General features: G+C 41.1%; 14 protein-coding genes. 4 read left to right on the forward strand and 10 right to left on the reverse strand.

Annotated features, from left to right (window positions below; translation table 11 throughout):
• Positions 1-84 precede the first annotated feature (84 nt).
• The 4 genes from G6W43_RS08770 to G6W43_RS10665 form a co-directional block, all read right to left on the reverse strand.
• Positions 85-264, reverse strand: coding sequence for a hypothetical protein (locus G6W43_RS08770; protein WP_149712401.1), 180 nt, complete (start codon positions 262-264; stop codon positions 85-87).
• Between the two features lie 369 nt (positions 265-633).
• Entirely contained in the window at positions 634-1,992 is a 1,359-nt protein-coding gene (gene gdhA, locus G6W43_RS08775) for an NADP-specific glutamate dehydrogenase (protein WP_194169621.1), read from the reverse strand.
• Between the two features lie 195 nt (positions 1,993-2,187).
• Positions 2,188-2,412, reverse strand: coding sequence for a hypothetical protein (locus tag G6W43_RS10660; protein ID WP_242039999.1), 225 nt, complete (start codon positions 2,410-2,412; stop codon positions 2,188-2,190).
• Entirely contained in the window at positions 2,405-2,761 is a 357-nt protein-coding gene (locus G6W43_RS10665) for a hypothetical protein (protein ID WP_242040000.1), read from the reverse strand. The genes G6W43_RS10660 and G6W43_RS10665 overlap by 8 nt, the downstream gene beginning before the upstream one ends.
• Positions 2,762-2,861: 100 nt before the next feature.
• Here G6W43_RS10665 and G6W43_RS08785 point away from each other — a divergent pair, with 100 nt between their 5' ends.
• A complete protein-coding gene (locus G6W43_RS08785; RefSeq protein ID WP_194169622.1) occupies positions 2,862-3,791 on the forward strand; it encodes a PQQ-binding-like beta-propeller repeat protein in 930 nt (309 codons plus the stop codon).
• A gap of 40 nt (positions 3,792-3,831) precedes the next feature.
• Here G6W43_RS08785 and G6W43_RS08790 read toward each other — a convergent pair whose 3' ends face one another.
• From G6W43_RS08790 to glmM, 6 genes are all read right to left on the reverse strand, one after another.
• Positions 3,832-5,271, reverse strand: coding sequence for an acetyl-CoA carboxylase subunit A (locus tag G6W43_RS08790; protein ID WP_004317286.1), 1,440 nt, complete (start codon positions 5,269-5,271; stop codon positions 3,832-3,834).
• Positions 5,272-5,387: 116 nt separating this feature from the next.
• Positions 5,388-5,933 carry a hypothetical protein gene (locus G6W43_RS08795; protein WP_021087019.1) on the reverse strand — a complete coding sequence of 182 codons (546 nt, stop codon included), beginning with the start codon at positions 5,931-5,933 and terminating at the stop codon, positions 5,388-5,390.
• A gap of 9 nt (positions 5,934-5,942) precedes the next feature.
• Positions 5,943-6,377, reverse strand: coding sequence for a CopD family protein (locus G6W43_RS08800; RefSeq protein WP_004317437.1), 435 nt, complete (start codon positions 6,375-6,377; stop codon positions 5,943-5,945).
• Between the two features lie 9 nt (positions 6,378-6,386).
• Positions 6,387-6,749, reverse strand: a complete 363-nt coding sequence (locus G6W43_RS08805) for an NINE protein (RefSeq protein ID WP_103571532.1) — start codon at positions 6,747-6,749, stop codon at positions 6,387-6,389.
• Positions 6,739-7,191 (reverse strand): signal peptidase II, encoded by a 453-nt coding sequence (gene lspA, locus G6W43_RS08810; protein WP_103600481.1) that lies wholly within the window; start codon positions 7,189-7,191, stop codon positions 6,739-6,741. Before lspA ends, G6W43_RS08805 begins: the two co-directional genes overlap by 11 nt.
• Complete coding sequence (gene glmM, locus G6W43_RS08815) at positions 7,184-8,524, reverse strand: phosphoglucosamine mutase (protein ID WP_194169623.1); 1,341 nt, start codon at positions 8,522-8,524, stop codon at positions 7,184-7,186. Before glmM ends, lspA begins: the two co-directional genes overlap by 8 nt.
• A 157-nt stretch (positions 8,525-8,681) precedes the next feature.
• Between glmM and rpsT the strand changes: the two genes are divergently transcribed.
• From rpsT to G6W43_RS08830, 3 genes are all read left to right on the forward strand, one after another.
• A complete protein-coding gene (rpsT, locus tag G6W43_RS08820) occupies positions 8,682-8,951 on the forward strand; it encodes a 30S ribosomal protein S20 (RefSeq protein WP_009295094.1) in 270 nt (89 codons plus the stop codon).
• A gap of 14 nt (positions 8,952-8,965) precedes the next feature.
• Positions 8,966-10,033 carry a peptide chain release factor 1 gene (gene prfA / locus G6W43_RS08825; protein WP_004317452.1) on the forward strand — a complete coding sequence of 356 codons (1,068 nt, stop codon included), beginning with the start codon at positions 8,966-8,968 and terminating at the stop codon, positions 10,031-10,033.
• A 313-nt stretch (positions 10,034-10,346) separates the two neighbouring features.
• On the forward strand, positions 10,347-10,766 hold the full coding sequence (locus G6W43_RS08830) for a TOBE domain-containing protein (RefSeq protein ID WP_149706501.1): 420 nt from the start codon (positions 10,347-10,349) through the stop codon (positions 10,764-10,766).
• Positions 10,767-10,986: the final 220 nt, after the last annotated feature.

The raw sequence follows: 10,986 nt of genomic DNA on the forward strand, positions 1-10,986 counted from the left end.
TTCGCTTGTTTGTAGTTTAAATTTATAAAAGAGAATTTAGGCTGGATGAGTCTAAATTTACTAAATTTCATAAGCCATTTCTTGTCAAAAAAGTGCTTTGATATCTGCTTGAGAAATTTTAGTTTTTTGCTCATTCTCTGGTAGGATTTCACCATTTAGTATTATTATGCCGAAGTTGCAAGCGCTATGTAAAATCCTTAAAGTCGCTAGAAATTCATCTGCTACAAAGCTTTTTATCGCCAAGCAGCCACATATAGACGACACAACTCCGTACAATCAAGCAAAAACATCTACAGTAAAAACTTTCAATTTTACTGCACAAACCTCGCCACTCCACCATTTGCTGCCGTATCAGCTCTTTTGACAAAATTTCTATTAAATGCTCTAAAAAAGTGGTCTGCTCGCCACCCTAGTGAAATTTAGCCAAGCTTCAGATCCACATCTGTCACATCAGCAAAATTTTGTCAAAACGAACGCCGCATAAAATGCTTCAAAGCAGCTTAAATTTGATAGCTTGCTAGTAAAATTTGCCGTGCAAAAGGCAAATTCTATTTTGGCTAAAAAACCTAGCCAGCCTCGTATCGATTTACGTCCAAATTTAGCTTGGACGTAAATTTACAGAGCCAAATTGGCCTACACATATCCTTGATCTATCATCGCATCAGCCACTTTTCTAAAGCCAGCGATATTTGAGCCAAGCACCAAATTGCCCTCATCGCCAAACTCTTTACTTGTCTCGTAGCTTAGTTCAAAGATGTGGTTCATGATGCCATGAAGTCTGCGATCGACCTCTTCAAAGCTCCACGAAGTCATGCCGGCGTTTTGCATCATCTCAAGGCCACTTGTGCCCACGCCACCAGCGTTTGCTGCTTTTGCTGGAGCAAAGTGAAAGTCTTTTTGCGTAAGCATGAAATTTATCGCATCAAGCGTGCTTGGCATGTTTGCGCCCTCAGCCACGAAGCGGCAGCCATTTGCGTAAAGCACTTTTATGTCAGCTAGGTGAAGCTCGTTTTGTGTCGCACATGGGAAGGCTCCGTCGCATGGCACGTCCCAGACGCCGTTTCTGCCCTCTTTGTATTCGCTCACGCTTACATATTTTGCATTTGGTCTAAATTTGGTGTATTCGCTAAGGCGAGCGCGTTTTACTTCTTTTAGCTCTTTAAGCACCGCTAGATCGATGCCCTCAGCGTCATAGACGTATCCGTTTGAGTCAGAGACGGTGATAGGCAGTGCGCCTGCTTGATAGAGCTTTTCGACTGTGTAGATGGCGACGTTTCCGCTACCGCTGACGCTGCATTTTTTGCCCTCTAGATCAAGTCCAGCTTTTTTTAGCATGTTTTGAGTGAAATATACTAGTCCGTATCCAGTGGCCTCTGTGCGCGCTAGGCTGCCGCCCCAGTTTAGCCCCTTGCCAGTTAGGATGCCATCAAATCTGCCAGTTAGCTTTTTATACTGGCCAAACATATAGCCGATCTCTCTAGCGCCCACGCCGATGTCGCCTGCTGGCACATCCACGGTGTTGCCGATGTGGCGATATAACTCGCTCATAAATGCTTGGCAAAAGCGCATTATCTCGCCCTCGCTCTTGCCCTTTGGATCAAATGTGCTGCCGCCTTTTGCGCCGCCGATATTTACGCCAGTGAGCGAGTTTTTGAAAATTTGCTCAAATCCAAGAAATTTTAGCACGCCAAGATCGACGCTTGGGTGGAGCCTTAGACCGCCCTTGTATGGGCCAACAGCTGAGTTAAACTGCACGCGGTAGCCGTTATTTACCTTTGGTCTGCCATCATCGCCTGTGTATGTCACGCGAAAGATCACCGTGCGCTCAGGGATGACGATGCGCTCTAGGATCGCGTGTTTTTGGTACTTGCTCTCTCTTTTGATAAGCGGCTCTAGGCTGTTTAAAACCTCAGTCGCAGCTTGGACAAAGACGCCTTGACCTGGGTTGGTCTTCTTTATCCACTCCATCGTTTGTTCGATGTACTCGCTCATTTTTGCTCCTTTTTCCTTTTTTCGTAGTTAAATATTAACTCGGCTAGAAAAAATTTTTATTTAAAGATATTTTAATATTTTTATTTTGGGCAATGAGTGTTACATATCGAAACTAAATTTATAAAAAGTGGTTTTTGCATCATTTGTTGGGATAAATTTATAAAAGAGGATTTGGCTAGAGTGAGCCTAAATTTACTAAATTTGCGCCATTTCTTGCCAAAAATCAAGTGCCACGCCGTCTACTTGGACAAAATTTAGGATTTGCTCGGATGATGGCATGGTTTCGCCATTTAGTCTTGTTATATAGATACTAGCAAGCGCTATGAAAAATTTTTCAAAGTCACTCGCAACGCGCCTACTGCAAAGCTCCTCATCTCCAAGTAGCCACGCATAGACCGCACCATTCGCGCAATCAAGCAAAAATATCCAAGGATCTCCCACGGCAAAAAACTATCAAATTTGCTGGTCTCTCCTCGCCACTCCACCATTTTCCACCAAACTCATCTACGCTGTTTAGGCGCACTAACTCGCTCGCGTAGTCGCCTCTAGAGCCAAAGCTGACATTGCAAATTTCAAACTCTCCAAGGTCAAATTTGCTTAAAAGCTTTGTAAATTTAGCTGGAAAATTTACGCCAAGGCTCTTTTGCGCTTGCATAAACGCCAAAGCGTCCTTTTGCGGCAAAAGTCTCATACCAGTCATACCCTCTTGCTCTAGCGGCAAGAAAATTTGATCTAGCTTCCCAGCGATCTCGTCTAGTTTTAAAAACATATCGGTCCTTAAAATTGCTAAATTTTGGCAAATTTTATCAAATTTAGCCTAGTGCGCTTTAAAATTTGGGTTATAATCGCCATAAATTTAAGGAGCTAGCGTGGTTAGATCATATCCTCTTGATATGCCTGGCGTGGAGTTTCGCGGGCACGGTGTAACTGGCATTTATGAGATGGGTGAGCGCATTGCATTTGTGCATTTTGCTTTTGGGGTGCCTAGCGAGCTAGAGATAGCTCAAAAGCTAACGCCAAACTACGTGCTACTAGATACATTTTCGCGCGACTTTAGCGAGCATAAAAGATCAACGCTTACCTACAAACAAAGCGAAATTTTCATAGCCAGCAATGCGCGTTGCTACCCAGAAAATGGCTACTTCGTGCTAAATACTAGATACTACAAGGGCTACATAAACTCCCCAGCAAAGCTTATAAAGATAAGTGATGGGCTGATGAGCGAGCTCGGCGTTGCTAAGGAGACTGTAAAAGAGATATATAACGACGCTAAAACGTATGAATTTGATGGCTTTTGCGTGCGCATGAGCTCGCCATTTATGATGGAGTGCAAAGAAATTTTGTGTGGCGCAGAGTTCAAAAGCGAAGCAAAAGATGAAAATTTAAACGCAAGTGTGCCGCCCAAAGAGCAGGGCGCAAGGATAGGTAATAGCATCTGGAGGCTAAAGCTTGGCGCATATCTCTACACGCCAGTTTGCCTGCGTGATGGAGTGCTTTACTTTGGCACCGCTGGCAAGGGCGGAGATCTATATGCCATGGATGCAAAAAGTGGCGAGGTGATATTTAAGTTTAAAACCAGCGGTACGGAGCATTTTGTTTGGGTTGAGGGTCAAATTTTGATCGCAAACCGCAAAAATAAGCCAGTTTTGATAAGCGCCAAAGATGGCTTGCTTTTAAAAGAGATAGAGTTTGAGAAATTTAGGCTTAGCGCAGATCAGATCATGCTAGTAAGTGGTGGCAGGCTCTATGCTGTGGCAAATGACGGAGCTAAAATTTACGCAGTTTGCGCGGAAATTTAGCCTTGGCGAAATTTATCGCCAAAGCCATAATGAGATAAATTTATCTCTTCTTTTTATATCTTTTTATCGCCTCTACGATGACCTCTTCTAGGTCGTCATTTGGCTCTTTGTTCATATCATCGTAGGTGTTTTCAAGGATAGTTTTTAAGTTTTTCTCAACGTAGCTAGTATCGAAAAATCCCCTTCTAAACTCCTTACTTTTGCTGATAGTTAGCAAAAATGGGATGATCGTTCGCACGCCCTCGATGGTAAATTCTTCAAGTGCTCTTTCAAGCTTATTTACCGCTAGATCATAATCAGTCGCCTTGACGATCAGCTTTGCGATAAGTGAGTCGTAAAATGGCGGTATGGTGTAGTCCTTATAGACGTGGCTATCGACGCGCACAGATGGGCCAAGGGCTGGGTAGTAGCCCTCGATCGTGCCTGGTGCTGGGATGAAATTCTCCCAGACATTCTCAGCCGTGATCCTAGCTTCTATCGCGTAGCCTCGTGGTTTGATGTCGCTTTGCTCTATCTCTAAAATTTCACCAGCTGCGATCCTTATCTGTCTAACGACCAGGTCATGTCCTGTGATCTCTTCAGTGATGCCGTGCTCCACTTGGATACGGGTGTTCATCTCCATGAAGTAAAAGTTGTTGTAGTCATCTAGCAAAAACTCGATCGTTCCTACGTTTGAGTAGCCCACAGCCTTTGCTGCAGCCACTGCGGTCACGCCCATGATCTTTCTTAAATTTTCACTGATCGATGGGCAAGGTGCGATCTCGATGATCTTTTGGTGGCGCCTTTGGATAGAGCAGTCACGCTCGCAAAGGTGGATGATGTTGCCGTAGTTATCGCCTAAAATTTGAAACTCGATGTGGCGAGGATTGACGACAAGCTTCTCCATAAAAACTTCGTCGTTGTTAAAGTATGCTTTTGCCTCTCTGGTGCACGACTCAAAGGCATCTTGCATATCTTCTTCTTGCCAGACCTCCCTGATACCGCGGCCACCACCACCACCGCTTGCTTTTAAGATGACTGGATAGCCGATGCGCCTAGCGTGCTCTTTTATGGCATCCATGCTCTCATCATTTAGCTTTTCAGTGCCTGGCACTATCGGTATGCCGTTTTTCTTCATCAGATATCTAGCGATGTTTTTATCGCCCATTTTCTTGATGACTTCAGCCTTTGGACCGATGAAGATAAGCCCAGCGTCCTCGACTGCCTTTGCAAATTCGTAGTTTTCGCTTAGAAAGCCGTATCCTGGGTGTATCGCATCAGCTCCGCACTCTTTAGCAAGCTTTACGATCGCTTTGGCGTCAAGATAGCCTTTGATCGGATCTTCACCCACTTGATAGGCCTCATCAGCGATCCTGACATGCAAGCACTCGCTGTCTGGCGCTGTGTAAATTCCTACGCTTTGGATGTGTAAATCCCTACAAGCTCTGACTATCCTAACTGCGATCTCACCACGATTTGCGATAAGAATTTTATGTATCATAGGCTATCCTTTTTGAGTTTTTCTTATCATATAACTATTCGTTTTATTTTTAGATAAATTTGTTAAGTCTGGTTTTAAAATTTGAGTGCAAAGGCTAAATTTACACTCAAATTTCTTTATTTGCTGATGATTTGTGGGAAAGGTGTGGCTAGGGCTTTTTTGCTAAAGTCTTGTGACTCGATCGTGAAATTTGTAGCAAATCTTTGAATGCCCTCTTTTTTATAGGCACGCCTTTGGATGGTAAAAAGGACTAAATTTCCGCCTTGTTTGGTGTAGCGATATATCGAGTGCTCGGCTGTTGGAGTGCCATTTAAATTTGAAAATATCGTGATATCAAGATAAATTTCATTTGCGAGCGAGCCCTTTTTATAAGCTACTTTTAGCCCTTTTGCCTTTAGCTCTTTTAGATCATTTATCTTTTGCTCGACTGCTTGCTCTGGCGTAGCGTCAAATTTAAGGGTATTTAGCGAGAGCATGTAGCTAAAACTATCTAGTTTCTCACCAGGGAGCAAATACTCCTGCGTGAATAAATTTGGCACAGGCTTGGCTGAGCTTGCTAGCGAGTAGAGTCTGTTGTCAAATTTTATCTGCATTGGCTCAAAATACTGAGTAGCCGCGAGCAAGAGCGCTGGCAAAGCGATAAATGCTAAAAATTTCTTCATCAAATTCCTTTAAAATGGATTTACTATCATGACCCAGATGATGATGAGCATCGCGATAGTTGGCACTTCGTTGTAAGCTCTAAAGAAGATGCCACTTTTGTTACAGCGTTTCTCTTTGAGCTGCTTCATGTAGCGTCCAAGGTCTAGGTGATAGATAGCCATTAAGATGACAACTAAAATTTTGACGTGGATGTGACCAGTTTTTATAAGATCAGGCATCGCGATAAGTATCAAAATACCAGTGACAAATGAGCCGATTAGTGCTACCCAGCCGATGTAGTGATACATCTTATACTCCATCACTTCGACCACTTTTACAAAGTCTGGCTTGTCCATGTTTTCTACGTGATAAACGTAGAGCCTTGGCTGATAAAACAGCACTGCCATCCACGATATGAAAAACAAATAGTGGAGGTATTTTAAGTAAAGATAATATTCTGCCATAACGTCTCCTTATCTAAAAAGTATCTCTTTTCTAGCTTCAAATTCAGCCTTACTGATCGCACCACTCTCAAAAAGCTCGTAAAGCCTTTTTAAGTCCTCTTCTTTATCTTTTAGTTTTACTCTCTCTTTTAGCTCGGCCTTTTGTAAATTTTTCTCGACATAAGCGCCAACCAAAAATGCATCTATGAGCCACCAAATGCCCCAGATGATTAAAAATGGTATGCCTATAATGAAATAAAGCGTAGCATACCCAACGAAAAATAACCCCATCATCAAAAAGCCAGTGATAAATTTACCAAGATAAATTCTATGCGCTCCAAGCCAGCCAGTAAGTAGCCAAAGTGCGTATGCGACGTAGATATTATTTCCCACTCTCTCTCCTTTTTCTAAAACTTTGCCAAAGTATCATCACGACGCAAAGATCGATCATCACATCAGCGAAGTTAAAGACCGCAAAGTTAAACCACTTGTGCCAAAAGACATAATCCACGACGCCGCCATGGATAAATCTATCTGTGATGTTTGAGCTGCCAGCTCCTAGCAAAGCTCCAAGCCAAATGGCATGTGAGCAAAGCAGCTTTTTCTCAACGACTAGATAGACAAAAACGCCTAAGATAAGGGCAACTTGTATAAATTTCAGCCACTCATCTAAAAAGGCAAACATCGAAAATGCAACGCCCTTATTATATGTAAGCACTAGCGAGAAAAACTCGCCCTCCCACGAAAAACCATCTATAAATATCATTTTTATCGCTTGATCAACGATAAAAATGAGAAAAAACGCTATGAAAAATTTAACCAAATTTTTACGCATTTAGGGCTTTTACAAAAAATTTCTCAACTTCATCCATGCGTTTTTCAACTAAAGTTTGATTTTTGCCCTCAAGCAAAAGTCTGATCAAATTTTCAGTGCCAGAGTATCTAAAGAGCGATCTTATACCCTCTTTTGCGAGGCTAGCCTCAAGCTCTTTTAGCCCCTCTATCTTATCAAGCGGCTTTTTCTCTGTGATCTTTAAATTTAGCAAAATTTGCGGATACGGCTTTAGCTCGCCAAAAATTTCACTAGCTTTTTTGCCTTTTTTAAGCATCATCGCAACGACTTGCATCGAGGTTACAAGGCCGTCGCCAGTTTTGGCGTAGTCGTTAAATATGACGTGTCCGCTTTGCTCGCCGCCAAAATTTATGCCATTTTCTTTCATCATCTCAAGCACGTATTTATCGCCTACATTTGAGCGAAGTAGCTTGATCTTGCGAGCTTTTAGATAGTCATCAAGTGCGGCGTTACTCATCACTGTAGCTACGATGGCACCGCCTTTTAGAGTCTTTTGCTCATGCAAAAATGCAGCTAGTGAGCCAAGTATCGCGTCACCATGCACTACTTCTCCGTTTTCATCGACAACGACAAGTCTATCAGCATCGCCGTCAAATGCAAAGCCGATGTCAGCACGAAGCCTTTTTACCTCGCTTGCTAGATCTTCTGGGTGAAGCGCGCCGCAGTTTTGGTTGATGTTGCTACCATTTGGCTCATTGTTTATGACGATGACGTCAGCTCCAAGCTCGCTAAATACAGTTGGTGCGACCTTGTAAGCAGCTCCATTTGCCACGTCTAAAACTACTCGTAAATTCTTTAAATTTAGCTCTTTTGGGAATGAATTTTTGATCTGCACGATATATCTGCCGATAACATCATCGATCCTCTTGTTTGCGCCGATCTCTGTCATCGTCTTTTGAGCGTTTGCAATGAGCTCGTCGTTGTAGAAGATTTTTTCTATCTCGGCCTCTATCGTCTCATCAAGCTTGTTGCCAAAGCTATCAAAAAATTTGATGCCGTTATCGTAGTATGGGTTGTGTGAGGCGCTTATCATTATGCCAGCGTCACAGCGCATATTTTCTGTTAAAAATGCGATCGCAGGTGTTGGCATAGGGCCTATTTGAAGGACGTTGTAGCCAACTGCAGTTAGCCCTGCAACGATGGCGGTTTCGATCATATAGCCACTTTTTCTAGTATCTTTTCCAACCAAAATCACATTTGTCGCTGAGGTCTTTCTAAAGTAAATTCCAGCAGCCATTGCAAGGCGCATAGATGTTTGAGCTGAAAGCTTTTCGCCAGCCTTACCACGAACTCCGTCTGTTCCAAAAAGTTTCATAAAATTATCCTTTTTATTATAAAATGGTGCTATTTTATCAGAAATTATCAAATTTAAAATCTAAAATTTTATTTGTTTTAAAGCAGACTTAAATTCAGTTACAATTAAATATATTTTTCATATAATCACGGACTAAAATTATCAAAAAAGGTATATTATGGCAAACCATAAATCTGCTGAAAAAAGAGCTAGACAAACTATAAAAAGAACAGAAAGAAACAGATTTTACCGCACTAGACTTAAAAACATCACAAAAGCAGTGCGCGTAGCTGTAGAAGCTAAAGATATTGAAGCTGCAAATGAAGCTTTAAAAGTTGCTAACAAAAGCATCCATAGCTTCGTAAGCAGAGGCTTTTTGAAGAAACAAACTGCTGCTCGCCGCGTTAGTCGCCTTGCTCAATTAGTAAATACTCTAAAAGCTGCTTAATCTATTAAATTTTAATGTTTGCTGATAAACTTCATCCATTTTTGGATCGCTATGATGAAATCTCTACGCTTCTAAGCGATCCAAATATAGCAAACGATATCGAAAAGATGACAAAGCTCTCAAAAGAGCAATCATCTATCGAACCAGTCGCAACTGCTGCAAAAAAATATCTACAAATTCTAAACGACATCGAAGAGAATAAAGCCTTACTTGAGGATTCTGAGCTTGGCGAACTTGCAAAAGATGAGCTTAAAAATTTAGAAATTTCAAGAGAGAAGCTTGAAGAAGAGATCAAAATTTTACTTCTTCCAAAAGATCCAAACGATGACAAAAATATATTTTTAGAAATTCGCGCAGGCACTGGTGGTGACGAGGCTGCACTATTTGTTGGAGATCTTTTTAACGCTTACATCAGATATGCAGAGCTTCGTGGATATAAATTTGAGATCGTTAGCCAAAGCGAGGGCAACACTGGCGGTTTTAAAGAGATCATCGTACTTATAAAGGGCAAAGGCGCTTACTCTAGGCTAAAATTTGAAGGTGGCACACATAGGGTTCAGCGTGTGCCAGAGACTGAGAGCCAGGGCAGGGTGCATACTTCGGCTGTGACTGTGGCTATCATGCCAGAGGTTGAAGACAGCGAGATCGAGATCAATCCAAATGATATAAGAGTTGATGTTATGAGAAGCTCGGGCCACGGCGGTCAGTCAGTAAATACAACTGATAGTGCCGTTAGGATCACTCACATACCAACTGGACTTGTTGTGACAAACCAAGATGGCAAGAGTCAGCACAAAAACAAAGAGGCTGCGATGAAGGTGCTAAAAGCTAGACTTTACGAGATGCAAGAGCAAGAGAGACTTGCAAAAGAGACTAGCGAGCGCAAGAGTCAAGTCGGCACTGGAGATCGCTCAGGCAGGATAAGAACTTATAACTACCCACAAAACCGCATAAGTGATCACCGCATAAATTTAACACTTTACCGCCTTGATGCGATCATGGCTGCAGGATTATTTGACGAGATCATCGAGCCACTTATCACTCACTATCAAGCAGAAGCGATGCTTGAGGCTGGCATTTAAGCGCAAAATTTATAAATTCTCACCAAGTCATTAAAAATCAAAAATCTACAAACTAAGATCCAAAATCATCTGATCTTGAAACGATCTTAGTTTGTCTGTTTTATAATAAAAAATAATATTTATTTATATATTTTTTCAAAAATAATTTAAATTAAATTTTTAGATTTTAGTTCATTAAGCGCGATATTTTGGGCTTTGGTAAATTATAAATCTTTACTTATGATATTAAAAAATTTTATTGATTGATCATAAGTTCACATTAATAATAATACTCTATAATACCCAAACATTAAATCAAAAATAAGGAGAAAATATGTCACTAAGTGCAAGAAATCAACTAAATGTTGAGATATCAGAAGTAAGAACAGGTGCGGTAAATTCGCTAATAGCTGGCAAACTAGCAGGTGGTGAGGTCCTAAAAGCAACTATTACAGTTGATAGCGAGAAAGCTCTTGATCTTAAGGTTGGTAAAAAAGCTATATTTTTATTCAAAGCTTCAAGCGTTATCGTTTCAAAAGACGACAGCATCAAGCTTAGCGCAACAAATCAAATCAAAGGCATTGTTAGCGAGATAAAAGACGGCGCTGTAAATGCTGAGGTTATCATCGACGCAAACGGCAGCAAAATTTCAGCTATCATCACAAGAGAGTCAGTTCATAACTTAGCTTTAAAAGCAGGCGACAAAGTAACTGCTATCATCAAAGCAACTCAAATCATAGTTGGCGTAAAATAATTTATCGGAGCAAATTTGCTCCGACTCTCTCTTTAAACTAATATTTAAATTTAAGCTAATAGCCAAAATAAACACAAATTTCCTTTATAAATTTAGTCAAATAAAAATTTGATTAATATTTATATCCCTCAAATTTAAAAAATAAATTCTCAAAACTTTATGCTAAATTTACTTTAACTGCCTATTTTACGTAAAACTAAAGTCAAATTTGGATAAAAAT

This window comes from Campylobacter concisus, from assembly GCF_015229965.1.
Classification (GTDB): domain Bacteria; phylum Campylobacterota; class Campylobacteria; order Campylobacterales; family Campylobacteraceae; genus Campylobacter_A; species Campylobacter_A concisus_BD.

Excerpts from the sequence above, each read along its gene's own strand:
- gdhA (WP_194169621.1), bottom strand. The coding sequence starts at position 1,992 with ATGAGCGAGTACATCGAACAAACGATGGAGTGGATAAAGAAGACCAAC.
- G6W43_RS10665 (WP_242040000.1), bottom strand. The coding sequence starts at position 2,761 with ATGTTTTTAAAACTAGACGAGATCGCTGGGAAGCTAGATCAAATTTTC.
- G6W43_RS08790 (WP_004317286.1), bottom strand. The coding sequence starts at position 5,271 with ATGATACATAAAATTCTTATCGCAAATCGTGGTGAGATCGCAGTTAGG.
- G6W43_RS08795 (WP_021087019.1), bottom strand. The coding sequence starts at position 5,933 with ATGAAGAAATTTTTAGCATTTATCGCTTTGCCAGCGCTCTTGCTCGCG.
- G6W43_RS08800 (WP_004317437.1), bottom strand. The coding sequence starts at position 6,377 with ATGGCAGAATATTATCTTTACTTAAAATACCTCCACTATTTGTTTTTC.
- lspA (WP_103600481.1), bottom strand. The coding sequence starts at position 7,191 with ATGCGTAAAAATTTGGTTAAATTTTTCATAGCGTTTTTTCTCATTTTT.
- glmM (WP_194169623.1), bottom strand. The coding sequence starts at position 8,524 with ATGAAACTTTTTGGAACAGACGGAGTTCGTGGTAAGGCTGGCGAAAAG.
- rpsT (WP_009295094.1), top strand. The coding sequence starts at position 8,682 with ATGGCAAACCATAAATCTGCTGAAAAAAGAGCTAGACAAACTATAAAA.
- prfA (WP_004317452.1), top strand. The coding sequence starts at position 8,966 with ATGTTTGCTGATAAACTTCATCCATTTTTGGATCGCTATGATGAAATC.
- G6W43_RS08830 (WP_149706501.1), top strand. The coding sequence starts at position 10,347 with ATGTCACTAAGTGCAAGAAATCAACTAAATGTTGAGATATCAGAAGTA.